This window comes from Protofrankia sp. CiP1_Cm_nod1, assembly GCF_920888515.1.
Lineage (GTDB): Bacteria > Actinomycetota > Actinomycetes > Frankiales > Frankiaceae > Protofrankia.
The window spans coordinates 1-23,844 of sequence record NZ_CAKKTM010000001.1 but is presented as its reverse complement, the minus strand read 5'-3'; the positions used below and the strand labels follow the sequence as shown (position 1 = coordinate 23,844).

The following is a 23,844-nucleotide window of genomic DNA, read 5'->3' as shown; positions in this document are numbered from 1 at the left end:
AAAGATCTAGCGAACCAGGCGGACGGGCAGACTAATGGGTCCGCGCGCGAAGGCCGGGCGGTACGAGGGCGTGAAGCCGGCCTGGGACACCTCGAAGGTCGTCAGCTGACAGATCGCCTTGATACTGGCCTTGATCTCTCGGCGCGCAAGGTGGTTGCCGAGGCACCGGTGAATGCCGGCGCCGAAGGCCACGTGCGAAGAGACGTTCTGGCGCTCGAAATCGAGGGTGTCCGGGTCCTTGAACTGCGCGGGGTCGCGGTTGGCTGCAGCCCAGTTGAGGAGGACGCGGTCACCGCCGCGCATGGGGCAGCCGCTCATCTCGGCGTCCTCGGTGAGCGTTCGGCCCGCTGTCGGAACGGGTGATTCGAAACGGAGGAACTCGTCGACAACGCGACCGAGGCGCTTGTCGTCAGCGGTCGCGAGCTCGGCGCGCAGAGCCTGGTCGGTCGCGAGACGCACCGCGATGCTGCCCAGAGCGCCCATCGTCGTCTCCATGCCGGCCATGATCATGAGGTTCAGCGTCTCGATGCGCTGCTTCTCGTCCAGCTCCAGACCGTCGTCGCTCCCCTCCAGCCCCATGTGCGCGATGACACCGGCAAGGTCGTCACGCCGACCCTGCTCACGGCGCTTGACGAGCAACTCGGCGCCCCACGTGAGCAGGCGAGGAGCAACCTCCAGCGCCTTCTCAGGCTGAGTCAGGAGGGTGTTGAGCACCTCGAGCACCCAGCCGATCTCCGATTCCTGCTGCTCGAGGTAGGTCCCGAAGAACACGATAGGAGGCAGCACCTGCGTGAACTCCGAGATGAAGTCGACCTCGCCCTTGGCGACGCAGCGGCCGAGCAGCGTGTCGACCTTCTCCTGGATGCCCGCCTCGCCGGCCTGCTGGGCCTCCGCCGTGAAGAACGGGTTGAGCAGACGTCGGATGCCGCGGTGCAGTGGGGGGTCGGTCTCCAGCGGGATCATGCGCAGGATGTCGAGGTCGAACTGCACGGGGGCCGCACCCTGAGCGTTGCTGAAGGCCTTCCAGTTCACGCCGGCCGCCATGACGTCGGCATAGTCGCTGACCACCCAGAATCCGGCGACTTTATCGCTCCAGGGCTGGTCGCTCCACACGACCGGGCAGCGGTTGCGCAGGTCGTTCATCCTCGGCCAGAAGTCGTCCGCCAGGGTCGGGTCCAACGGCGTGAAGTGGACGACTTCCTGAGGCTCGTTCTGCGTGGCCCCGGTGGAACTCGTCATGGTCATCCTCCTGTGAGTGGCCGGCATGGCAGGGTCCGTTTGCGGTCGCCGAGCCGCTTGCGACCGCTCTGACCTCCACCTGAGCACGTGTATCGTACATCACATTCTAATTTCGTCAAGATTCTGCGCCAGGTTCGCCAGCTTGTTCAACACCATGGACAAGGTACCGAATCATATTTAGAATCTATCGAGCGACGCTACGTCGCCACGTCCACGCGATGAGGAGACGATCCAGTGCCAAAGGTGACCTTCCTACGCCCCAACGGTGACGACATCGCCGTCGATGTAGGTGACGGCACCAGCATCATGCAGGCGGCTGTCGCACACGGCGTCACGGAGATCGTCGCCGAGTGCGGGGGGACGCTCGCCTGCGCGACCTGCCACGTCTACGTGGCTGAGGAGCACCTCGACCACCTGCCGCCCATCAGCAACGACGAGCAGGAGATGCTCGACTTCACCGCCGCCCCGCGTGAAACGGGCAGCCGGCTCTCGTGCCAGCTGCCTCTGGGTCCCGAGCTGGACGGCATCGTGGTCCGATGCCCGGAGACCCAGTACTGATGGGCTCTTCGACGGTCATAGTGGTCGGTGCCGGCCAGGCCGGCTGTCAGGTTGCGTCGTCACTGCGCGAGGAGGGCTTCACAGGCCGCATCGTCCTCGTTGGTGCAGAGGCTCACCTGCCCTACCAGCGACCTCCGCTGTCCAAGGGCCACCTGACCGGCAAGACCTCGCGTGACGCCCTGTGGCTGCGGCCGGAGTCGTGGTTCGGGGAGCAGGGCATCGAGGTGCGTACCAGCACACGCGCCAAGCATCTGGATACCGACGGTCGCAGGGTCCTGCTTCAGGACGGCGAAGCCTTGGAATACGACGATCTTGTGCTTGCGACCGGCGCGAGGAACCGGCTGCTCCGGCTGGAGGGTGCCGGCCTCGAGGGTGTGTTGTCCCTGCGCACCCTGGATGAAGCCGACGAGGTGAAAGTTCGCCTGGAACAGGCTGCGCGCGTGGTGGTCGTCGGAGGCGGCTTCATCGGCATGGAGGTCGCAGCGACCGCAGTGCAGCTGGGGAAGAACGCGACGGTCGTCGAGGTCGCCGACCAGCTCATGGGCCGTGTCCTGTCGAGCCACACTGCTGCGTTCCTTCTGCAGGCTCACCGGGCACGCGGTCTCGATGTCGAGCTGACGACCACGGTCAGCCGGATCGTCGGTGTGGCCGGCCGCGTGGCCGCTGTCGACACGACGGACGGCCGCCGTCTCCCTGCTGACCTCGTGCTGGTGGGCGTGGGTGCAAGCCCCAACGTGGAGCTCGCCGAGCAGGCTGGCCTCGAGGTGGACAACGGTATCGTGGTCGACGAGCTGTTGCGCACCTCGGCGCCGCACGTCTACGCGGTCGGGGACTGCGTCTGTGCCCCGAATCCGTTCGCAGGTGGAACGCGTGTGCGGCTCGAGTCCGTCCAGAACGCGACTGCGCAGGGACGGCGCCTGGCAGCCACGTTGACCGGCCGCCCTGAACCCTTCAGCTCCGTCCCGTGGTTCTGGAGCGACCAGGCCGACATCAAGCTGCAGATCGCCGGGCTCACCACGGGCCATACGGAAGTAGCCGTAAGAGGAGACGTCAGCAGCGAGCGCTTCTCGGTGTACTGCTTCTCGCAGGGGCGCCTGCTGGGCGTCGAGTCGGTGAACCGCCCAGCTGACCACATGGCGGCTCGGCGGCTGCTCAGCGGATCGACGTCGCTCTCCCCACAGGACGTGCGACGGGACGACTTCGACATCAAGCGCGCGTCCACCGCCGGCTCAACGCCGGCCGCCCCCTGACCTGCAACTGCAGGTCAGGGGGCGGCCGGCGGAGTCAGGATGGACACTCACGTAGCCCGACGTTCGCTCCTCGCGATGACCAGACCCAGCGCCTCGAAGTCGATCGTCTCCGCCGTGATGCCGCGCTCGCGAAGCTTGAACTTCTGCACGCGGCCGTTGACGTTTGCCGGCAGAGCGTCGAGGAACTCCACGTAACGGGGGACCGCGTAGTACGGCAGTGTGGTCCTGAAGAAGTCGAAGAGCTCCTCGGGCTCGACCGACTCATCCGGCTTGAGAACGATGCACACCTTGATGTCGTCCTCGGACAGCTCTGACGGCACCGCGTGGACTGCGACCGCCGAGAAGGCAGGGTGCTTCATCAACGCTGCTTCGAGCTCGAGCGAGGACACGTTCTCCCCGCGGCGCCGCAGCGAATCCTTCTTGCGGTCGACGAACCAGAAGTACCCGTCCTCGTCGACGCGGCCGCTGTCTCCGGTGTGGTGCCAGAGGTTACGGAAAGTCTCGACGGTGGCCGCGTCATTGCGCCAGTAACCGGAGAACAGACGATAAGGCTCCTCCGCGCGGACCACGATCTCACCGGGCTCTCCCGGGGGCACCTCGACGTCACCCTCATCGACGATCTTGACCTGCAGGCCGGGCGTCAGCTTGCCCATGCTGCCAGGCTTGCGCATGCCACGAGGGTCGCCCAGCAGCGCTGGCCAGCACTCGGACTGCCCGAAGACCTCAGCGAAGGGCTCGATACCGAAGCGCTCCGCGAACTGCTCGACGAGTGCAGGGGTCGACGGCATGAAGGTGATGTGGCGCAGCTTGTGCTGCTTGTCCTCCGGGCTCGGCGGTGTAGTCATGATCGCCATTCCCATGGCGCCCATGCCCATCGCCGTCGTCGCACCCGTCTCGCGGATGCGGGACATGTAGCCGGACGCGCTGAAGGACGGCTCGACGATGGCGGATCCCCTGACGGCCAGGGCGGCGGCCACGAGCCAGGTCTGGCCGCTGAAGTGGAACAGGGGGTTCGCACCGAAGACAACATCGCCCTCGGCGTACCAGCCGAAATCGATAAAGACGTTGACGAGGTTGCAGTAGTACCCGTGCGTAATCGTGCAGCCCTTCGACGGACCCGTGGTCCCCGACGTGTAGATGACGGCACACACATCCGCGGACGAGAGGGCCACCGGTTCGAGGGGCCGAGGCGAGCCCTCAAGCGACGCGAACGGCGTGAGGTCGGGCAGCGACGTCGTCTCAGGGGCTTCCCCGACGACCACCAGGTGTTCGATGCCGTCGAGCTCAGGCAGCACGGGCTCGAGCATCTGCAGAGCGGCGGCATCGCCGATGTAGACGCGCGGTGTGGTCTGTGCGAGCTGGTGCCGCAGGAAGTCGCCACGCAGGTAGGTGTTCAGCGGGACCTGGATCGCTCCGGTCTTGGCGATCGCGTAGATGAGAACGATGTACTCGATGCGGTTGGGAAGGTTGATCGCCACGCGGTCACCTTTACCGACGCCAAGGCCCTGAAGGGCAGCCGCCACAGTGTCCGAGAGCCGGTCGAGTTCCCCGAGCGTCATCCAGGGGCTCGCGCACTGCACGAAGTCCCGGTCGGGGTCGCGCGCAGCTTCGTCCCGCAGCCAGTCGCCTAAAACCTTGTAGCCGGAGCCATGCTCTGCCGTCAGCGGCGCGGGCTGCTCAGGCAGCGCTTCGGTCATGGTGGTCACGTCTGCTCCTCGGCTCTCAGTGTCCGACGGGACGCCACTCTCGGCATGGCAGGCGACCCCCGGTTGAATCTATGTTGATTTCGAATCAGGTCAAGGGGTGCACACCCGTGCTTCAGTAGCTCTTGGGCAGGCCGAGGACGTGCTGCGAGATGTAGGCGAGCACGAGCTCCTGCGGAAGGGGTGCGATCTTCATCAGTCTGGCCTCGCGCCAGTAGCGGGCCACGTGGTACTCCTCGGCGTATCCGAAACCGCCGTGCACCTGCATGGCAACGTCGGCGGCCTGGAAGCCGGCATCCGTGGCGAGGAACTTCGCCATGTTGGCCTCCGCGCCTGCCGGCAGGCGCTGATCGAGCAGCCAACCGGCCCGACGGGTGACCAACTCTGCGGCCTGCAGCCGCGAGTGCGCTTCGGCGAGCGGGAACGCGATGCCCTGGTTCTGCCCGATGGGTCGTCCGTAGACGACACGATCGCGCGCATAGCCGACCGCCCGGCGCAGCGCGGCACGCCCGATGCCGAGCGCCTCACTGGCGATCAGGATGCGCTCGGCGTTGAGGCCGTCGAGCAGATACCGGAAGCCCGCTCCCTCTTCTCCGACCCTGTCAGACACGTGGACGAGCAGGTCGTCATAGACCGTCTCGCAGGAGGCGACAGCGTTGCGACCCGCCTTCGGGATGGGCCGGATCGTCACGGCCGGGTTCTGAAGGTCGGCCATGAGCAGGGTCAGTCCCTCCGTGCGGGTGCGCACCTGCTCGACCGGGGTCGTGCGGACCAGCAGCAGCACCTTCTCCGACTCGAGCGCCTTGGAGGTCCAGACCTTCTGCCCGCGTACGCGGTAATGGTCCCCCTCGAGCCTGGCCGACGTCCGGATGGCGAGCGTCTCGGTACCGGCGTCCGGCTCGGTCACGCCGAAGGCAACGTGCAGGTCACCGCTCGCCACCCGCGGAAGGTACTTCCGCTTGAGCTCCTCACTGCCGTGCAGGGCGATCGGGTGCATCCCGAAGATGGACAGATGGATCGCGCTGCAGCCGTTCATCGCGGCCCCGGAGGCAGCTACCTCCTCGAGGATCACCGACGCCTCCAGCAGCCCCCGCCCACCTCCGCCGTACTCCTCCGGGATGGCGATGCCGATCCAGCCGCCCTCGGCGAGGGCGGTGTAGAAGTCCCAGGGGAACTCGTGCTTCGCGTCACGCCCGGCCCAGTACTCGTCGTCGAACTTGCTGCAGATGCTGCGAATCGCATCGCGGATCAGCCGGAGGTCCTCAGCCTCGGTGAAGTCCACTGTGGTCCTGCTCCTCTTCCTCGGCGGTCACGCGTACTGGAGTGACTTGAGCTCGTAGAACTCGAGCAGCCCGTGTATCCCCAGCTCCCGACCGACACCCGACTGTTTGAAACCCCCGAACGGGGCCTGGGCGTTGAAGAACGAGCCGTTGATGTCGACCTGTCCGGCACGGATGCGGCGCGCCACCCGCGCTGCACGAGCGGTGTCCTGCGACCACACACCGCCCGCGAGCCCGTAGATGGTGGAGTTGGCGATCCGGATGGCGTCATCGTCATCATCGAATGGCATGATCGCCAGGACGGGACCGAAAACCTCTTCCTGGGCAATGGTCATCCCTGGCATGACGTCAGAGAAGACCGTGGGCTTGACGAAGTAGCCTACGGACGTCTCCTCGGGCTGCTCCGGCCCCCCGGCGACCAGTCGGGCGCCTTCGTCGAGGGCGCCGCGGATGAAGCCGCGGACCGACTCCTGCTGCCTCTGAGAGACCAGCGGCCCCATGTTCGTCGCCGGGTCGAGAGGGTCGCCCAACCGGTAGCCGGCCACCCGCGCCTTCACCAGCTCCTCCACCTCGGCAAGCCGCCCGTGCGGCACAAGCATGCGCGTCCACGCGGTGCAGGTCTGCCCGCTGTTGGTGAAGCAGTTCGCAACGCCGACCTTCACGGCCTGAGCAAGGTCGGCGTCGTCGAGGATCACGTTGGCGGACTTGCCGCCGAGCTCCAAGGCCAGCCGCTTTATCGTCCCTGCCGCGAGCGCTCCGATCCGACGGCCGGCCCGGGTACTGCCCGTGACGTGGACCATGTCGACGTCCGGATGGACGACCAGCGGTTCCCCCACCGACTCCGCAGTACCGGTGACCAGGTTGAAGACGCCCGCGGGGAAACCCGCCTCGTCGACGGCCTCCGCCACGATGAAGGCGCTGAGCGGAGCCACCTCCGACGGCTTCACGACCGTCGTGCATCCCGTCGCCAGCGCAGCTCCCACCTTGCCGAGCACCTGCTGCAGGGGGTAATTCCACGCGGTGATGCACGCGACGACGCCGAGCGGCTCACGGATGACGACCGACGAGCCGATCTTCTCCTCGAGCGAGAGCTCCGGAAGCAATGCTCTGTAGTGCGCGAGAGATCGGCATGGCGCCTCTGCCTGCAGGAGCCGGGACACCCGCACCGGAGTACCAACCTCGGTGGTGATGGTTCTAGCCAGTTCGTCGATACGGGCGGTCAGCGCCTCCTCCAGGCGTCTGATCAGCTCCAGGCGTTCGCGTAATGGCGTCGTGGACCAGGCCGGGAACGCCTGCTTCGCCGCCTCGACGGCGTCGTCGACGTCGACAGCATCCGCATCGGGGATGATCCCGATCACGGCCCCATTCGCCGCTCCATGAACCAGGAGTTCATCCTGCCCATGTGGTCGCCGCCACCTACCTGCGACATACAGCTCGTCACGTACGACGACCATGGGCACTCCTCCGTGTCAGCAGCATGTCAGCGCGGAGTCCTGGCGTGCAGACGCCGCATCTTCACAAGCCAGGCGTCGTGGTCGGCAGCCTTGCCCTGGAAATACCTCGAAACGTCCGGGTGGGTGAGGATCAGGAATTCCTCCTTACGCACCCCGTCGACGATCGACTGTGCGGCGTCCTCTGGCGTCACGGCACCCGCGACAGCGAACCACTCGCCCTGGGCGCCGCGCAGCATGTCTGTCCGCACCCCCTCCGCCACGATGCAGGACACCTTGATACCGGCGTCCCCGTAGTGGATGGCGAGCCATTCCGTAAGACCCACCGCCGCATGCTTTACGGCCGTATACGGCGCGTTGCCGAGTGCGGTCAGCAGACCACCCGCGGACGCATTCTGGACAAGGTAGCCCTCACCTCGCGCGAGCATCTGGGGCAGCACCGCGCGCGCGGCATAAACCTGCTGCATCACGTTGACGTCCCAGACCTCCTGCCAGGCGGCGTTGGACGCCCAGGGATTGCCACGCTCCTGCAGCGGCGTGGTGCCGTCCCAGGGCTCTCCCCACAGCACACCTGCGTTGGACACGAAGACATCGACACGCCCGTGCTCGCGGGTCGCGGCGTCGACCAGGTCGATGACCTGGTCCTCCATCCGCACGTCGCAGGGGTGGCCGAGGCAGCCGAGCTCGTCGGCCACCCTCATGGTCCCCAGTTGGTCGATATCGGACACCACGATGGTCGCCCCCTCTGTGGCGAAGCGGCGGCACATGGCCGCGCCCATCCCCCGCGCGCTGCCCGTGACGACGACGACTTTGCCCTTCAGCTCCATGATCGGATCAGGGCCGCTCAGCCGATGCCGACAGACAAACCTGTCAGCATCGCGGTGTTGCTCCACAGGATCTTGCGTTCGGCAACCGGGTCGTTCAGCTCTGCGGTGATCTTTTCGTACTGCCTCGGCTCGGCAAGGCCCTCGGGATGCGGGTAGTCGGATCCGAAAAGCACATGGTCGGGTCCGAGATGCCTGACGACCTCGAGCAGGTTGTCCTCCCAGAAGGGCGCGACCCAGACATGCTGTTTGAACTGCTCGACTGGATCCGAGGAGAAATATCCAGGCTGTTGGAAACCCGCACGGTTGAGCCCCGCCAGCAGGAGAGAGAGAAACTCTGCACCGTTCTCCACGGACGCCACACGGAGGCTGGGGAAGCGCTCGAACAACTTGTCACAGACGAGGGCACCCAGGTAGTTACCGATCGCCCGGTCGTGACCGACCGCAACTTCAAGCGGCGGGGCCACCCCACCAATGATGTTGCCGTGGTGATCAACGTACTTGTCGAGGCCGACGCCCCCGACCTCGCCGACATGCGGGATGAGCGTGGCACCCGCTTCGGCGAGGCGGGCGAAGATGGGGTCGAACCGCTCGTTACCGGGACTGATCCACCCGTCTTCGGTGTACACGGCCTGCGGCCGGACGACGAAGATGCGCGCTCCGTTGTCGAGACCGTGCTCGACCTCTCCCACTGCGGCGTCGACGTCTCCGAAGGCCAGGTAGGGCGCGGTGAAGATGCGGTCCTGGTAGTTGTAGCCCCAGTCGTCGAGAAGGAAGCGGTTGAATGCCTTGAACGCGACGGCCGCCGCTGGCACGTCCTCCTGCAGGCTCTCCTCGATTCCCATGCCGAGGGACGGCAGCATCCAGACACACTGGATCTCCTGCTCGTCCAGCTTGCGGATTCGGGCGTCCCGGTCGCGGTAGTAGGCCGGGAGCGGCTCGCGCTGCGCGAGGTACTCCGACAGCGGCTTGCCAGCCTTGTTGCCCCGGAAATAGTCGGCCATGACACCGGGCTTGACGATGGGGTCGAACGTCGGGTTCGTCACCGTCTTGTCGACCCTGCCGCCGACGATCAGTCGTTTACGCCCGTCGATCTCGGCCAGTTGCACCGTTCGCTCGGCCCATTCCCTGGGCCGATGCCTCGTGAAGGCGTCGAGCGGCTCGTAGTAGTGCTGGTCGCAGTCGAAGACAGGCGCCCTGGCGTCATCGCTCATGTGACTCTCCGAGGAATCATGACCGCACGTTGCGCGCGCTCATCGCATCGATTTCTAATTCTAGACTGAATTTGAACAACGTCAACCAGAGATGTCAGGCACGAAGAGGGCGTCCACAACGACTCCACCGCCCCCATCGACGAGGGCAGGGTTGACCTCGATCTCCCGCAGCCGCGCGGTGTGGAGGAGGTCGGCCATCCGGTGCAGCGTGTGATGCACCCATCCCAGGTCCACGGGGTCTGACCCCCTGAAGCCGAAGAACAGATCCGCCGTGCGCAGGCGGCTCAGCGCACGGCGGAGGGTCTCCTCGTCACAGGGCAGGGGGACGGACTCGACGTCCCGCAGGACTTCCACGGCTGCCCCACCGAGGCCGATACTCCCGAAGACGCCGAGACGACCGGCGTTTCGGACGGTGAGGACGAGCTCGACGCCGCCGGTGGCCATGGCCTGCAGCAGCCACTGCCGAGTACCTGGAACCCCTGCTCTGCCGGCTCGCTCCCGCATCACGCCGAGCGCCGACACCACGGCGTCTTCGCTCCTGAGCCCGACGGTGACGAGCCCGAGTTCGGTGCGGTGCGCCACGTCCTCGTCGCCGATCTTCAGCACGACCGGGTAGCCGAGCTCTGCCGCGGCCTTGGCCACAGCCGCAGGATCGTCGCCGAGCACGCGCATGGCGACGACGTCGACGCCATGCGCGGCCAACCGTTGCAGTGCGGCAGCTCCGCCTTTCGCCGATGGGGATCCGGCGCCACAGTGGTCGACAACGGCTGCCTCCCCTGTGGTCGTACGCTCGGGTCCCAGCAACGCGCGGACAAGCCTTCCAAGGTCGGACGGCTTCTCGGCGACCAGGACGCCTCGCGCACGCAATTGCTCGATGTATGGACGCAGCGCATAGCCGCCGTACCACAGCACGACGAAGGGCTTACCGCTTTCGTCCATCACCGTGAGCACGTCGTCGACGCTCTGCTGGTTCCAACCCCGTGCACCCATCGGGAGTGGGACGCATAATGCCTCGACGGCAGGATCCGCGGCCACGGCAGACAAGTAGCTGCGGAAGTCGTGCGGCATCGATCCGGGCCCCACGTCGAGGGGGTTGTGCGCCGCGACGAACTGCGGAGATCGCTCCTTGACCTTCCCGAGCGTCTGCTGGGAGAGCGCCGGGAACACGACACCCGCCGACGCCAGCTGCTCGGTGGCAAGCACGGCCATTCCCCCGGAGTAGGCGACCATGCCCCAGCGCCTGGGGAAAGGTGTGCTGGTCGTCGTGGTGCGGACTGCGCCAAGGACCCACAGGTCGTCCGGGTCATCGACGACGGTGACACCGAGAGCGCGCAGGAGCCCGAGCTCGAGAGCGCCCCTGCCCGCGATCTTGCCGGTGTGGCTTGCCGCAGCCTGCTCACCGGCGTCCGTACGGCCGCCGAGATAGGCCACGAGACGCTTGCCGGCGGCGTGGAGCCTCTCGACAGCCTGGGAGAACAGCACGCCATCGCGGATGGACTCGACGTAGAGGGCCACGGTGTCGACATCGGGGTGCTCGGCGAAGAAGGCCACGAAGTCGGGGATGTCCATGTCCCGCTGGTTGCCCGTACTCACGATGTGCGAGATGCCGACGCCTGCCAGACGGGCCCGCTCGACAACGGTGCTGCCGATCGCACCGCTCTGCGCGATCACCGCGAGGCCGCCAGGGGCGATCGGCTCTCCCTCCGTCAGCACCGACGTCATGCTCATCGCCAGCCCGCTGCGTACGGTGACCAGACCGGTGCTGTTCGGCCCGACCATGGCGATGCCGTGCTCGCTCGCGAAGTCGAGGAGGGACTGTTCCAGGGCCAGGCCGTCGGGTCCCATGTCCGCGAAGCCGGCTGTCAACACGAGAGTCTGCGTTACCCCGATGTCGGCGCACTCCTGCAGGACACCCAGGACGTGCCGGGCCGGCACCGCAACCACGACCACATCGGGTACATGGCCGATGTCACGCAGCGAGGGGACGGCGCGCCGGTCGTCGACTTCGGTCGCACTGGGATGAACCACAGTGACGTCACCCTGGTAGCCATAAACCCTGAGGTGCTCGAGCACCGCGCGACCACCTGCCTTGTAGGCCTGGGCCGAGCTGGTCGACACACCGACGATGGCAACGGAGCGAGGTTCGAGGAACGTCCTGGCCACGTCAGGACGCAGCGTGTTCCGTCGTGTTGTTGTGGGAACTGCTTGGTCAACCGACATGGTCGCTGTCATGCCTTTTCTCGAGGGCGGTCAGGCCGTGGTGGGGTCGCCGGCGCGCCAGGTACGGAACGGCAGGTTCGCGAGGCTGCGTGTCTGGCCGCCGTGGGCGACCAACTCGGCCTCCGGCGGCAGGGAGAACCGCGGGATACGCGAGAAAATCTCCTCGAAGGCGATGCCCATCTCGAGCCGGGCCAGGTGACTGCCCAGGCAGCGATGGCTGCCGGCACCGAAGATCATGCTGCGCTCGGGCCTGCGGTCGAGCACGATCTCGCCGGCGTCGACGAAAATGTCCTCGTCACGGTGCGCCGAGGCCAGTGGCACGACCACACGGTCGCCGGGCTTCAACTCGGTTCCCCCGATCGTGTGTGGCTTCACCACGGTTCGGCTCATGTGGACGATCGACTCGTAGCGCAGCAGCTCCTCGACGGCGCTCGGGATGAGGTTCGGATCCGCGGCGATCCTGTCCTGCAGGTCCGGGCGTCGTGCCAGGTGCATGAAGCTGAAGCCGAGCGCCGTCGTCACCGTGTCGAGGCCAGCCAGCACGAGCACGTAGGCGAAGTTGAGGATCTCTCGGTACTCCAGGGTTCGGCCGCCGGGCATCTGGGCCTTGACGAGGACCGAGATGATGTCGTCGCCTGGCTTCTCGATGCGCTCGTCCAGCAGCCCTTTCAGGAAGTCGTGCAGGGCCTTCCCGGCGTCGATGCGCGCTTTGGTCTGCGCGTCCGTGTCCCCGTGCTGCACCCCTGCCGTCGTGGTGTGCAGAATAGTTCCCGCCCAGTCGCAGAGCTGGTCACGCTGCTCGACGGAGAAGTCGAGGCCCACCTGCCGCAGGAACACCGCGCTGGGCAGCGGCTTGGCGAACTCCTCCATGAAGTCGAACTCGCGCTTGGCAACCATGCCATCGACGAGTTCACGGGCGAACTGCCTGACCGCAGGCGCCACGTCGGCGACGGCATGGGGGCGGAACAGGGGGTCCACCACCATCCGATAACGACGGTGGTCCGGCGCATCCACTTCCAGCGGAATGAGCGCGCGGCTGTGCCCGGGCGTCGGCGGTGTGTCCGCTGGCCACGACGAGAAGGTGGCCGCGTCGTGGAGGACCTCTGAGATGTCCTCGAACTTCGAGAGAATATAGAAGCCGCCGTAGTTCTCCGTGTGTGCGACCGGGCACTTCTCACGCAGCACCGCGTAGCTGGGGTGTGGGTCAAGCGCGAAGGCGGGGTCATAGTGGTCGTAGTCGTGGCCGAGCACCGCCTGGGCGGTGCACCGACTGGTCTCCTGCACCTGCTCGCTCATGCCGGCACGCCCCCTGTCATCAGCTCTGTCCTCGCGGCCGCCGGCCCGTCGAGCAGTCCCGCGACCGCGGCCGTGTCCTTGTAGAAGACGTCCACCCTGCGAATCAGCCCGTCCCTCACGTCGTACAGGTCCACGACATCGAGAGGGATCACGCGCCCCGTACTCCGCGCGGCGATGGTCCCACTGACCCGGACGAGCACACGATCTCCCGCCGCGCTCACCTGCGGAGCGTCGAGGCGTACCCGGTAGTCGCGCCCGACTGCGCGCAGCACCCCCACGAGCCCGTCCCTACCCTCCCAGTCACCGCCAAAGGGCAGACTCGACGCCTCGGAGAAGACCAGGTCGTCGGCCACGAGCGACAGGCAGGTCTCGATGTCCCCCACCGCCAGGCAGCTTGTGAAACGAGCGACGATCTCAACATCGTCCGCGCCGGCTTCCATCATCACGCTCCTCCAGACCGCGCTCCTCGGGGCGCCTTCGCTGGCCGTTGCGGAATATATGGCAAGGCCGTATGTTTCAGGAACACTTTCTACTATGAATTCGATTAGACGTCAACGCATCGCCGGAGGTCATCATGGAGGCCCGCACCCATGCCTCACGCGTTCGGCTGACCGCCCTTGCGCTCCCGCCTGCCGCTGGCACAAGCTCCGATGACGGTGACAGGCACCTGGCTCCGGCGTCCTGGTGCGGGACCAAGAGCGGCTATAGCACAGCAGAGCCCCATTAGATCCCCGCACGCAGCAAGGCCTGGTTCACCGGTCAGGACCGCAGCTTCTACGTCGTCCGGCTCGCAGGAGTCGCTCTCAGCGCCATCAGGGAGACGCTATGATCAATTTTACCGCCGAGCAGGAGGAGCTTGCTCAGCTCGTGCGGCGCTTCGTCGCCGAGCGCGCGCCGCTGTCGCACCTCCGGCAGTTCCTCGACGACGGCGGCCACGACACGACGATCTGGCAGCAGATGTCCAAGGAGCTCGGACTCCCCGCGCTCGCCGTCCCCGAGGAGCACGGCGGTATGGGGTATGGGCCCGTCGAGCTCGCGGTGGTGCTGGAGCAGCTGGGCGCCGGTCTCTACAACGGCCCGTTCTTCTCGAGCGTCTGCCTCGCCACCAGCGCCCTCCTGCTGGCCATGACGCGGGACGAGTTGGATGACATCCTCCCCCAGCTGGCTAGTGGTGAGCAGACGGCAGCCCTTGCGCACGCTGAGCCGGATGGGAACTGGGACGGCGCCACAGCAACGACCACGTGGCGTCCCGACGGTGAACGCGCCCGGGTGAGCGGTACCAAGACGCTGGTCGTCGACGGCGCGACCGCGGATCTGATCGTGGTGACCGCAGCACGGCCCGATGACCCGTCTGCCCTGTCGCTGTTCGTCATCAGCGCTGACGACGACGAGGTCCAGCGTCGCAGGCTGCCTACTTTCGACGCGACACGCGCCCTGGCCGCCATCGAGTTGAAGGACGCCCCTGGGCGCCTGGTCGGCGAGGAGGACAAGGCCGGACCGGTGCTGCGCCGTGCGTTGCAACAGGCTGCCGTCCTGCTCGCCGCGGAACAGCTTGGCGGTGCGCAACGGTGCCTCGACATGGCCGTCGCGTACGCTGGGACGCGAGAGCAGTTCGGGCGCGCCATCGGGAGCTTCCAGGCGGTGAAGCACCGGCTCGCGGACACCCTCCTCGATGTCGAGACCGCCCGCTCCGCGGTGCTCCTGGCACTCACCTCATGGGTGGCCGGCGAGGATCTCGGTGAAGTCTCGAGCCTGGCTCGAGCGCACTGCTCTGAGGTTTTCGCCCGTGCCGCGTCGACCAACGTGCAGGTACACGGAGGCATCGGCTTCACCTGGGAGCACGACGCGCACCTGTTCCTCAAGCGCGCCAAGGGGTCCGAAGCCCTTCTCGGAAGCCCGTCCGCACACCGCGAACTGCTCGCGGCGGCCCTCGGGCTGGGCGCCTAGGAACGCCGGTCAAGTAGTACGGGACCCGTCCGCAACTACCCGCACGAGCCATGATCCAAACGACTTTGTCGGTGTGCACGCTTGTCGGTCAAATTGGCGTACACATCGACAAGGTCGCGCCGATCTTCTCGATGGCCGGCACTCATCGACGCATGTCACCGTTCGCCAAGCCACGTATGGTTACGTGACCGGCGCTCCAGTTGTTCTGTCCCGTGAGGCTGGGGATACGGCTGACGGACGGATGACCTCCGAACGCGGTGTGGCAGCGCTGGTGATTGTAGGTGTGCAGCCAGCCGGGCAGCGCAGCACGGCGTTCGGTCTCGCTGGTGTGGACGCGGGCGTAGGCCCATTCCTCGAGCAGGATCCGGTTGAACCGTTCCACGGTGGGATCAGCGGGGCAGGGCGACGCCCGCCGCCTGGCGATCCCACGTCGCCTCCGTGTTCGGTCTGTCACGCAGCTCGAACTTCCGCACCCGCAGTGTCTGGGTCTTCGGCAGCTCGGCAACCACTTCGACGAACCTCGGGATCATGAACCGCGGCAGCCGCGGAACAAGGAAGCCAATCAAGTCAGCTGGATCGACGACGCGGCCTTCGACGGGGACGACGAAGACCTTGACCTCGTGCTCGCCGAACTCCGCCGGCACGCCGACGCACGCGACCTCAAGGACATCCGGGTGCGCCATCACCTCGGCCTCCACCTGGAAGCTGGAGATGTTCTCGCCCCGCCGCCGCAGGGTGTCGCGCATGCGGTCGACGTAGAAGTAGTTGCCTTCCTGATCGCATCGGAACGCATCGCCGGTGTGGAACCAGCCGTTGCGCCAAGCCGCCACCGTGGCCTCGGGCCTCCGGAAGTAACCGACGTTCATCTCCCATGGCCGGTCCGTGCGGACCACCAGTTCGCCTATCTCACCGATGGCCACCGGCAGATCATGTTCATCGACGATACGCAGCTCAACGCCGGGCCGTGGCCGCCCGACACTGCCCGGCACGATCTCGGCCCCGGGCAGCACCAGCAGCGGTGAACTGATCTCTGTCTGACCGTAGACGGAGCACAGCTGTGCCACACCGAACCGTGCGCGGAACGCGACGGGGTCGGCGACCATCGGGGCCAGTACGGCTACCCGCAGCCGGTGCGCTCGCTCGGCCGCGCTCGGTTCCCGAGACAGCAGGAACGCCGCCATGGTGCCGACGAGCAACGCATGGGTGGCCTCGGTCTCCGCGACGACATCCCAGTAGCGGGAACCGGCGAACTGCTCCCGCACCGCCATACTCGCCCCTGCGGAAAGGCAGACCAGCGCGGTCATCTGTCCGCTCACGTGGAACAGCGGAGTGTCGACCAGCCAGCGATCGGTGGCGCTCAGACCACCGGCCTCACCCATGGCGTTGACCCCGCCCATGTACGTGGCGAGATACGGGGTCAGGACGCCTTTGGCCGGACCGGTCGTGCCGGAGGTGAAGTTCACGGCGTGCACGTCCCAGGGTTCGAGGGGCGGGTCGAGCACGGGTTCCGTGACGGTCCCGGCGCGCAGCTCAGCAGGGGACACCGGGACGATGTCGAGCCCGAGCCCGGCCAGCCGCTCACCGAGGACACCGTCGGTGACGATCACCGAAGCGCCCGACTCGGCACAGACATGCCGGAGACTCTCCCCGCGGTAGGCGACGTTCACGGTCACCATCACCGCGCCCAAGGCGCTGGTCCCCCACCAGGCGCGCAGCCAGTCGAGCCCGTTCGGCAGAAAGAGCAGAACGTGATCACCGCGGCCGACTCCACGTGCCGCCAGTGCCGTCGCCGACCGATAGGCTTCGTCAAGAGCCTGCGCCCAGGTCCATCGCTCGCCATCAGGGCCGAGCACGCAGAGCGCATCGGGCCGTTCGGCAGCGTGTCGTTCCAGAACAGCTCGGGTTACCACGCGGTCGCGGGCGGGAAGCGTCTGTTCTGCCGACGCTGCTGGGTGCAACGACGCCGTCATGCCGTCTGACCGCGCCGTCTGTTCATCGACACCACCCCTCATGCCGGACGGCGCCAGAACGCGGCCAACTGGACGGCGGCAGCGCCCAGCCCGATCCCCGCGGTCAACAGCCCGCGACGCACGCTCGGGTGGTCGTCAGCATGCTTGAACAGACGGTCCACACTGAACCGGCCCGGGCCGAGTGTGCTCAGGGCCACGGCGGCGGCGGCCAGGTTGAGCACGTACTCATAGCCCTCCGCGGTAATAAAGAAGCCGTTGCGGACGTGCACGGAACGGGCGGCCACCCCCATGGTCCCAACAACCGCCGAGGCGGCCAGGGGTGTGCCGGCCCCCACCAGCAGTGCGCCGCCGGCGCCAACCTCCACCACGGCGGACAGCCGTGCCTGCAGCTCCGGCTCGCGGAACCCGATCATCTGGAACCAGTCCGCGGTTCCCTGGATCGTCCTGCCATGCTTGACTCCGTGCGCGATCATTGTCGTGCCGACTGCCGCACGCAGGATCAAGCTCGTCATCCCTGTACCCACCGATGTGCCTCTTTCGAAGGCCGGACGGCCATTCACTGGATCGGAAACGGCCTGTGCACCTTGATGACTTCGGTGGAACCTGGATCCCACGGGATCTCGTAACGAACGAGATCATCCTCCGTCAAGGACTCACGAATAGCCTGCTGCGCCTTCCATGGCAGGGTATGCATCATTTTCATGACCCGGTCCTTGCGCCGCTGAACGGCGCGCCGCTCGGGTAGGCCGGCACTTGGTTCGTACTGCGGGTCGACGAACGTGATGTCGTCCCGTGCCGCGGCTCCCTGCTCGCGCAGCTGCGCCATCTCAGCTTGCATCTGCGCCGAGTCCTTCTCCTCCGACATTCCGATGGGCCCGGCTCGGCGGCCCTGCAGGAACTGTTGGACCACGGGTTCCTCCGAAGTCAGCAACACCTCGCGGGGACCAAACATTACGAGGTTACGGCGGAACAGCATCCCGATGTTGTCCGGCAGCTGCCGCGCCGTACCCAGGTGATGCGTGACGATCAGGAACGTCGAATCCATCTGAGCGTTCAGGTCGACGATGAGCTGGTTGAGATAGGCCGTACGAACCGGGTCGAGTCCCGAGTCCGGCTCGTCGACGAGCACGATCTCCGGATCGAGCACGAGCGCTCTGGCCAGACCGGCGCGCTTGCGCATACCGCCGGAGATCTCTCCGGGGAGCTTGTTCTCCGCGCCTGTGAGCCCGACCAGATCGAGTTTCTCCATGACAATCCTACGGATTTCGGTCTCGGACTTACGAGTATGCTCCCGCAGCGGAAACGCGGTGTTGTCGTAGACGTCCATGGAACCGAACAGCGCACCGTCCTGGAACAGCACACCGAAAAGCTTACGCAGCTCATAAAGCCGATTCTCGGAGCATCGGATCAAGTCGGTGCCATGGATGATTATACTACCTTTTTCGGGCTTCAATAGACCGATGATAGACTTGAGTAACACCGATTTTCCAGTGCCCGACGGCCCGAGCAGCACGCTGATCTCGCCCGGGGGCAGGGTCAGCGTGACGTCACTCCAGATGTTCGCCTTGCCGAACGACTTGCTTAGATTCCTGATCTCGACTTCAACACCGGTCATCGATCCCCCTATACGTGGCACTACACAGTGAGCGTCGGCGTTCACACCGGGGTGAGCTCGGCGACCAGCCACTGCCCACTGACCCGCTGGAGGGCCATCCGGACCCGGCTACCGTTGAGTACGGGATTCTTGCTCGCCACCGATTGCGTAGTCTGGTTGAGGAAGAGCAGCATGGTCACCTTGTCGGGACTGTCAGCGGAGATGACCGAGGACGCCGCGACGCTCGTCTGGGTCGTCACCTGTTGCTTGACCGCTGCTGGCATGACGGTGTCCCGCATGAGCGCGGAGTACTCGTCCCTGAAGTGCCCGGTCAGCAGATCGTCACGTTTTCCAAGATCGGACACTGAAGAACGGTAATCGTAGGACAGCAGGGTCACAGCCATCTTCTCGCCGGCCGTCCTACCATCCGCCCTGGCCTGCTCGACCGTGTTGTGCCGATCGGTCGCCAGCACCAGGATGCCCAGCCCAACGGCGAGTACGACCGTGAGCGACCCGAGCCCGATGAGAACCGTTCGCGGATACCGATGCGCGGTTCGCCAGATTGCCCGGGGGTCTCCAATCGCCACCATTTTCCGTAAGGCTTTCCGTAAGGCCCTCACGGCACGAAATCCACTCGTGAGACCAGCCAGGATCCGTCGCCGTGATGTTCCATCTGTAGCGCCATTCGGTAGGTTCTGACCTCGCCGTTCGGCACCGCCGTGTTCCGCACGGTGGACTGCACGGCCAGAATAATGTGTGCGATGCTCGCGTTGATGTCCTGTACGCCGGCCTCGGTAACCTGGCCGGTCGTGACGACCTGGTTCTGTTTGACGATATCGACGTAGGAATCGAGGTTCTGGGTGAACAGATTGCGGAAGTCACCGGTCGCGCTCGAGACGAGCCTGTTGACGTCCGCGTCCGCGGTGCCAAAGTTGATCGAGGTCAGGTTCAGCGCCACCTGACGAGCGGCGGCCACGGCATCGGCGCGACGGGCATCGACGGCGTGGCCGTTCTGCCAGCGCAGACTGAACACAACCGTGGTGGCCACAAGTACGACAACAAGCACCGACAATGCCACCAACGCTATCCGGAACGCCCGCCCCCGCCTGAGCGGACGCGATCCTTTGGCCGCGGATGCCAGCGTCACCGAGACCGGATCATCGCTGACCGGACCGTCCGGATTCGGGAGCTCGCCGCCACCCTCATTGTCCACGAATGCCTCGTCCGGCTGTTCTTCGGCGAGTGTCCGGACCTCGTCTCCGGTCTTCGCGTCCCTGGTCGTGGACCTGGGATTGCTTTCCCTCGTATCTTCGGCGGGTTCCTCGGCACCGTGTTTCGGCAGGGCCGCCGGCGCGTCGTGGGTCAACAACGTCACCGCTCGGCCGGAGCGATCAGTAGTCCTTGCCATGTCAACTCCCTCTGCTGAGGCGGTGGTGATCCGACGACCCCGAGCACCGTGAGGGGACCCTCGAGGACAGTGATCCCGCCGAGACCGGTCTCGCCGGGAACGAACACGCCTTTCCCTGTAATCGGCTTTTCGCCATCGCCCCGGCACCCCTGGATCGTCCCTGCTCGCCGTCCTGGTGGAGAACCCGGCTCGAAGCACTGCAGGTTGCGCGCTCCCCGCGTCACTCGCGGGTCGTTCTGGGGCAGCTTGCAGTACGAGTTCGCAGGCAGCTCTTCATCGCTGATGATGCTCGACGGACGCGGACCGCCCGGCTGGCCCTCCGGTACCCATCCGTCCATGCACACCGGTGGGTTGACGTTGGTCTCGAGGTTGAACTTGAAGACCCCGGGCGAGAGGTACTCGGGGGCCGTCGTGAGGTTCTCGACTGTCAGCAGCGGATACACGACGAGGATCTGCTCGATGGGAGCGTGGTAGGCCTTCGCCAGCTTGGCCAGCACGTCGCTGCTGCTGAGCAGGGTTGGCGTGGTCAGGCTCAGCTGCTGGAGAAGGTCGCCTGCCCGTCCAGCCGCTGGGGGCACATTCGCCAGCATCGCCCGGATCTGCGGGTCGTCCTTCGCGAGCGTGCCGGTGAATGACGACAGGTCATCCGCCCATTGCCGGATGGACGGATCGCTCTGCCGGATGGCGTCCAGCAGAGCCGGGGCGTTCTGGATCAGCTGCCGGGTCGGCTCGTAATTGGTGTCCGCGGCGTCCAGCAGTGCCCTGGTGTTGTCGGCCAGCCGCCCGAGATCCGGACCAAGTCCGTCGAAGGCCGCGGCGGCCTCGTCGAGCACGGTGGTGAGACTGTGTGGGTTCAGCGACGTGACGAGGTCGTCCACGCTGTCGAGCACGGACGCGATCGGGGGCGGAGTGCTGGTCTGCCGCATGTCGATCCGATCTCCGTGCCGGATCGGAGGGCCGGGGTTCGCGGTCGGGACGAAGTCGACATACTGCTCGCCGATCGCCGAGACGCTGTGCACCTCGGCCCGGCTGTCGCGCGGCGGGGCCTTGTCCTTGTCGATGGACAGCGTTGCTCGGACTCCCGTCGGGACGAGGTCGATCTTCTTGACCTTGCCGACGGTATAGCCGCGGTAAGTAACGTTCGCGTTGGGGTAGAGGCCCCCGGTCGACGGGAAGTCGGCCGTCACCTGGATCTGGCCGACGCCCAGGAGCGTCGGAACCCGGAGGTACACCAATGCGATCATGAGTGTCGCGGCCAGGGTGAGAATCGCGAACGCCACAAGCTGGAAACGCACGAATCTGGTGATCATCGGCCTGTTCCCCCGCCCAGGAGCCCATTGAGGAGGTCTCCGAGACCGCTGTTCGGTTGCTGTGTCGGGGACGGCGTCGGCGAAGGCTGGGCTGGCGGCCTGGCTGGTTCCACCCCGCGTTGATCCGCTGGTACCGGCTTGGTGCCGCCTTCGAGTGCCGGCCCGGTGACGCCGGGGACGCCGTTCGGCAGGACCGGCGCCGTCAGCGGGTTCACTGCCTGACCAGCCACCCCCATCCCGGCCGCGAGCAATTTCTCTATGTTGCCCAGCTGGCCCGCGAACGGCGTGCCGGTCAGGAAGTTGCGGTCGAGTGTGCCCAGGGTGAGGTCGAGGGTCATGTAGAAGTTGGCGAAGTCGCCCTTGATGACGTCGCCGAACGTCTTGAGTGGGAACAGGGCGGTCCCGATCATGTCCAGGGAATTGGTCAGGGACTGGCCCGCGTCGGCGAGCCCCTTCAACGAAGGCCCCAGGTTGTCGATGTTCTGGGCCAGCGCGTCACCGCCCCGGCTGACCACGTCGTGTGCGGCGTCGCCGAAGTTCGACAGCGACTGCAGGGTGTTGACCAGATTGATCCGCTCCCGGTTCAGCACGTCGAGTGCGGGGGGCAGGTTGTCGAGCGCGGACTGGATCTGCCCGTTGTAGGACGCCAGATTGCCGGCCATCCGGTCGAGCCCGTCGATCGCGCGGACGATGTCGCCCTTTTGCTTGTCGAGCCCGGTGACAAACGTGTTCAGCTGGGTGAGCAGATCACGGAACTGTGGTTCCCGTCCCCCGAGTGCCCGGTTCAACTCCGTGGTGATCGTCTTGAGGTTCGCAAGCCCGCCACCGTTGAGCAGCAACGCCACCGAGGCCAGGAGGTCCTCGGTGCCGGTGTACTTCCCGGTCTGCGCGAGCCCGAGCGTCGAACCCGGCGCGAGCCTGCCGGTCTCACCCTCCGCGGGACGGTCGAGCTCGATGTACTTCGCGCCCAGCAGGCTGGCCTGACCCACCCGAGCCGTCGCGTTCGCCGGCAGCACCACGTCGGGGTTGAGCCTGATCGTGACGAGGGCGTGCCATCCGTCGAGCTGGATGGACTTGATCGTCCCTACGTTGATGTCGTTCAGCCGGACCGGGTTGTTGGGCACCAGATCACCGACATCGGCCATCTCGAGCTTCACCTCGTAGGAGCCCGGCCGCGAGCCTTCCGAACCGGGCAGGGTGAAGTCGTTGAGCCCCTGATAATTACAGCCAGTAAGCACGAGGCCCACGGCCATGGCAAGGATGGGCCAGCACAGCAGCCGCCTCATCATCTGCCTCCAGACGGCGGGACGAGCAGACCACCCAGGCCGGGTAGGCCCAGGCCGGGCAACAGCCCCTGGTTGTTCGCGGTGGCGTTCGGCGGTGGGTCGACGCCCGGCCGTTCGGTGGGGCCACCGCCGCCGGGCACTACGAGCGGGTTGACGCCGATGGGCGGCTGCTGGACGCGCAGGACCTGCAGCAGCGGGGCCAGGTAGTTGGCACAGGCCGCCGCGGCGTCGCCCGGGTTCTGGGTGAGGTTGACCGCGTAGGCCGAGCACACCAGGTCGGCGGGGTTGTTGAGGTTGTCCACGGCGAGAGCGCCGGTGTAGGCACCGCTACGTGGCGAGAAGATCTGCCAGAGGTTGGTCAACGTGTTCGGCCCGACGTGCAGCACCTGGGCGATGTCATCACGCATGCCGGCCAGGCTCCGGGTCAGCTGACCCAGCTGATCGACCGAGGTCTCCAGGGGTTGGGCGTTCTCCGCGAGGAACTGGTCCACCTGTACCGCGGCGTCGTTGACTCCGGTGATCGCCTGAGTGAACGCGTTCCTGTTCTCGTCCAGCACCTCGGACACCGAGCCCAACTGGTTGTTGAACTCGACGATCTGCTGATCGACTGCGCCGAGGGCCGTGACGAAGGTTTGCAGGTTCCGCACGGTCGCGAACAGATCGTCGCTGCCGGAGGCCAGAGTTTGCGCCGCCGCCGAAGCTTCCCTGATCATTGCGTTGAACTTCGCGCCCTGGCCGTCCTGCGCATTCCTGGCCATTGTGTCGAGGAATCGGCCCAGCACGCCCTGACTGCCGTCAGGAGCAGGCCCGAAGGCCGCCGAGACCTTCTCCAGCTCGGACTTGAGGTCGTCGAACTCCAGCGGTGACGCGGTCCGCTCCAGGGGAATGGTGCCCCTGTCGGGGAACGTAGGCCCGCCGTTATAGGCCGGGGTCAGCTGCAGGAAGCGGGTCGCGACCAGTGTTGGTGAGACGATCGCGGCCTGCACATCCGCCGGGAGCTTGTACTTGCTGTCGTAGCTGAAATCCACTCGGACCCGGCCAGGCTCGGGACTGATCGCAGTGATCTCACCGACGTCGACACCGAGGATCCGTACCCGGTCTTTCGGGTAGATGTTCTTCACGCTCGCGAAGTAGGCGGTACCGGATCTGTGCCCGTTAAGGACGAAAAAGGAGAAGGCGCCGGCGGCGATGGCGAGCACCGCCAGGAGGGAAACGATCCTACGCCTACCCTGGGTGGCGCCCATGAAGCGTCGCATGATCAGTTCACTCCTTGACCAATGACCTGGCCGAGCGG

At 66.2% G+C, this 23,844-nt stretch carries 20 protein-coding genes and 1 pseudogene; 3 read left to right on the top strand and 18 right to left on the bottom strand.

Annotated elements, in window-relative coordinates; genetic code table 11:
- Positions 1–6: 6 nt before the first annotated feature.
- On the bottom strand, positions 7–1,239 hold the full coding sequence (locus NBX02_RS00105) for a cytochrome P450 (protein WP_250287348.1): 1,233 nt from the start codon (positions 1,237–1,239) through the stop codon (positions 7–9).
- Positions 1,240–1,473: 234 nt separating this feature from the next.
- On the opposite strand from NBX02_RS00105, the gene NBX02_RS00100 reads away from it, so the two are divergent.
- Both NBX02_RS00100 and NBX02_RS00095 read left to right on the top strand, forming a co-directional pair.
- Entirely contained in the window at positions 1,474–1,797 is a 324-nt protein-coding gene (locus NBX02_RS00100) for a 2Fe-2S iron-sulfur cluster-binding protein (RefSeq protein WP_250287347.1), read from the top strand.
- Entirely contained in the window at positions 1,797–3,047 is a 1,251-nt protein-coding gene (locus NBX02_RS00095; protein WP_445548170.1) for an NAD(P)/FAD-dependent oxidoreductase, read from the top strand. The genes NBX02_RS00100 and NBX02_RS00095 overlap by 1 nt, the downstream gene beginning before the upstream one ends.
- 47 nt (positions 3,048–3,094) lie before the next feature.
- Here the strand turns inward: NBX02_RS00095 and NBX02_RS00090 are convergent, their stop codons facing one another.
- The 8 genes from NBX02_RS00090 to NBX02_RS00055 all read right to left on the bottom strand — a co-directional run bounded on the left by NBX02_RS00090 (position 3,095) and on the right by NBX02_RS00055 (position 13,475).
- A complete protein-coding gene (locus NBX02_RS00090) occupies positions 3,095–4,744 on the bottom strand; it encodes an AMP-binding protein (RefSeq protein ID WP_250286263.1) in 1,650 nt (549 codons plus the stop codon).
- A gap of 121 nt (positions 4,745–4,865) precedes the next feature.
- A complete protein-coding gene (locus NBX02_RS00085) occupies positions 4,866–6,032 on the bottom strand; it encodes an acyl-CoA dehydrogenase family protein (RefSeq protein ID WP_131767400.1) in 1,167 nt (388 codons plus the stop codon).
- Between the two features lie 27 nt (positions 6,033–6,059).
- Entirely contained in the window at positions 6,060–7,484 is a 1,425-nt protein-coding gene (locus NBX02_RS00080) for an aldehyde dehydrogenase family protein (protein WP_445548169.1), read from the bottom strand.
- Between the two features lie 26 nt (positions 7,485–7,510).
- Positions 7,511–8,308 carry an SDR family NAD(P)-dependent oxidoreductase gene (locus NBX02_RS00075; RefSeq protein WP_250286257.1) on the bottom strand — a complete coding sequence of 266 codons (798 nt, stop codon included), beginning with the start codon at positions 8,306–8,308 and terminating at the stop codon, positions 7,511–7,513.
- A 17-nt stretch (positions 8,309–8,325) separates the two neighbouring features.
- Complete coding sequence (locus NBX02_RS00070) at positions 8,326–9,519, bottom strand: amidohydrolase family protein (protein ID WP_250286259.1); 1,194 nt, start codon at positions 9,517–9,519, stop codon at positions 8,326–8,328.
- Between the two features lie 81 nt (positions 9,520–9,600).
- Entirely contained in the window at positions 9,601–11,682 is a 2,082-nt protein-coding gene (locus tag NBX02_RS00065; RefSeq protein ID WP_250289433.1) for an acetate--CoA ligase family protein, read from the bottom strand.
- 87 nt (positions 11,683–11,769) lie between these two features.
- The gene (locus NBX02_RS00060) at positions 11,770–13,035 is read right to left on the bottom strand and encodes a cytochrome P450 (protein ID WP_250287484.1); all 1,266 of its coding nucleotides are present in this window, start codon (positions 13,033–13,035) and stop codon (positions 11,770–11,772) included.
- Entirely contained in the window at positions 13,032–13,475 is a 444-nt protein-coding gene (locus tag NBX02_RS00055) for a nuclear transport factor 2 family protein (RefSeq protein WP_250289431.1), read from the bottom strand. The genes NBX02_RS00060 and NBX02_RS00055 overlap by 4 nt, the downstream gene beginning before the upstream one ends.
- A 385-nt stretch (positions 13,476–13,860) precedes the next feature.
- On the opposite strand from NBX02_RS00055, the gene NBX02_RS00050 reads away from it, so the two are divergent.
- Complete coding sequence (locus NBX02_RS00050; protein WP_250289429.1) at positions 13,861–14,982, top strand: acyl-CoA dehydrogenase family protein; 1,122 nt, start codon at positions 13,861–13,863, stop codon at positions 14,980–14,982.
- Positions 14,983–15,124: 142 nt separating this feature from the next.
- On the opposite strand, the pseudogene NBX02_RS00045 reads toward NBX02_RS00050, so the two are convergent.
- The 9 genes and pseudogenes from NBX02_RS00045 to NBX02_RS00005 all read right to left on the bottom strand — a co-directional run.
- Positions 15,125–15,364: pseudogene (locus NBX02_RS00045) on the bottom strand (integrase core domain-containing protein); the annotation flags it as partial.
- 7 nt (positions 15,365–15,371) lie between these two features.
- Positions 15,372–16,952 (bottom strand): AMP-binding protein, encoded by a 1,581-nt coding sequence (locus NBX02_RS00040; RefSeq protein WP_445548168.1) that lies wholly within the window; start codon positions 16,950–16,952, stop codon positions 15,372–15,374.
- Between the two features lie 38 nt (positions 16,953–16,990).
- Positions 16,991–17,464, bottom strand: a complete 474-nt coding sequence (locus tag NBX02_RS00035; RefSeq protein ID WP_047221742.1) for a DoxX family protein — start codon at positions 17,462–17,464, stop codon at positions 16,991–16,993.
- Between the two features lie 44 nt (positions 17,465–17,508).
- Positions 17,509–18,567 carry an ABC transporter ATP-binding protein gene (locus tag NBX02_RS00030; RefSeq protein ID WP_445548167.1) on the bottom strand — a complete coding sequence of 353 codons (1,059 nt, stop codon included), beginning with the start codon at positions 18,565–18,567 and terminating at the stop codon, positions 17,509–17,511.
- A 41-nt stretch (positions 18,568–18,608) separates the two neighbouring features.
- Entirely contained in the window at positions 18,609–19,136 is a 528-nt protein-coding gene (locus NBX02_RS00025) for a hypothetical protein (RefSeq protein WP_250284051.1), read from the bottom strand.
- A gap of 26 nt (positions 19,137–19,162) precedes the next feature.
- Positions 19,163–19,954, bottom strand: a complete 792-nt coding sequence (locus tag NBX02_RS00020) for a hypothetical protein (protein WP_250289427.1) — start codon at positions 19,952–19,954, stop codon at positions 19,163–19,165.
- A complete protein-coding gene (locus NBX02_RS00015; protein ID WP_250284055.1) occupies positions 19,918–21,264 on the bottom strand; it encodes an MCE family protein in 1,347 nt (448 codons plus the stop codon). Before NBX02_RS00015 ends, NBX02_RS00020 begins: the two co-directional genes overlap by 37 nt.
- A complete protein-coding gene (locus NBX02_RS00010; RefSeq protein WP_250289425.1) occupies positions 21,261–22,550 on the bottom strand; it encodes an MCE family protein in 1,290 nt (429 codons plus the stop codon). The genes NBX02_RS00015 and NBX02_RS00010 overlap by 4 nt, the downstream gene beginning before the upstream one ends.
- On the bottom strand, positions 22,550–23,806 hold the full coding sequence (locus tag NBX02_RS00005) for an MCE family protein (RefSeq protein ID WP_250289422.1): 1,257 nt from the start codon (positions 23,804–23,806) through the stop codon (positions 22,550–22,552). The genes NBX02_RS00010 and NBX02_RS00005 overlap by 1 nt, the downstream gene beginning before the upstream one ends.
- Positions 23,807–23,844 lie beyond the last annotated feature (38 nt).

Bases quoted from the DNA above. Each gene is read 5' to 3' on its own strand.
- NBX02_RS00105 (WP_250287348.1), bottom strand. From the start codon at position 1,239: ATGACGAGTTCCACCGGGGCCACGCAGAACGAGCCTCAGGAAGTCGTC.
- NBX02_RS00095 (WP_445548170.1), top strand. From the start codon at position 1,797: ATGGGCTCTTCGACGGTCATAGTGGTCGGTGCCGGCCAGGCCGGCTGT.
- NBX02_RS00090 (WP_250286263.1), bottom strand. From the start codon at position 4,744: ATGACCGAAGCGCTGCCTGAGCAGCCCGCGCCGCTGACGGCAGAGCAT.
- NBX02_RS00080 (WP_445548169.1), bottom strand. From the start codon at position 7,484: ATGGTCGTCGTACGTGACGAGCTGTATGTCGCAGGTAGGTGGCGGCGA.
- NBX02_RS00075 (WP_250286257.1), bottom strand. From the start codon at position 8,308: ATGGAGCTGAAGGGCAAAGTCGTCGTCGTCACGGGCAGCGCGCGGGGG.
- NBX02_RS00070 (WP_250286259.1), bottom strand. From the start codon at position 9,519: ATGAGCGATGACGCCAGGGCGCCTGTCTTCGACTGCGACCAGCACTAC.
- NBX02_RS00060 (WP_250287484.1), bottom strand. From the start codon at position 13,035: ATGAGCGAGCAGGTGCAGGAGACCAGTCGGTGCACCGCCCAGGCGGTG.
- NBX02_RS00055 (WP_250289431.1), bottom strand. From the start codon at position 13,475: ATGGAAGCCGGCGCGGACGATGTTGAGATCGTCGCTCGTTTCACAAGC.
- NBX02_RS00050 (WP_250289429.1), top strand. From the start codon at position 13,861: ATGATCAATTTTACCGCCGAGCAGGAGGAGCTTGCTCAGCTCGTGCGG.
- NBX02_RS00040 (WP_445548168.1), bottom strand. From the start codon at position 16,952: ATGACGGCGTCGTTGCACCCAGCAGCGTCGGCAGAACAGACGCTTCCC.
- NBX02_RS00035 (WP_047221742.1), bottom strand. From the start codon at position 17,464: ATGACGAGCTTGATCCTGCGTGCGGCAGTCGGCACGACAATGATCGCG.
- NBX02_RS00030 (WP_445548167.1), bottom strand. From the start codon at position 18,567: ATGACCGGTGTTGAAGTCGAGATCAGGAATCTAAGCAAGTCGTTCGGC.
- NBX02_RS00025 (WP_250284051.1), bottom strand. From the start codon at position 19,136: ATGGTGGCGATTGGAGACCCCCGGGCAATCTGGCGAACCGCGCATCGG.
- NBX02_RS00020 (WP_250289427.1), bottom strand. From the start codon at position 19,954: ATGGCAAGGACTACTGATCGCTCCGGCCGAGCGGTGACGTTGTTGACC.
- NBX02_RS00015 (WP_250284055.1), bottom strand. From the start codon at position 21,264: ATGATCACCAGATTCGTGCGTTTCCAGCTTGTGGCGTTCGCGATTCTC.
- NBX02_RS00010 (WP_250289425.1), bottom strand. From the start codon at position 22,550: ATGAGGCGGCTGCTGTGCTGGCCCATCCTTGCCATGGCCGTGGGCCTC.
- NBX02_RS00005 (WP_250289422.1), bottom strand. From the start codon at position 23,806: ATGCGACGCTTCATGGGCGCCACCCAGGGTAGGCGTAGGATCGTTTCC.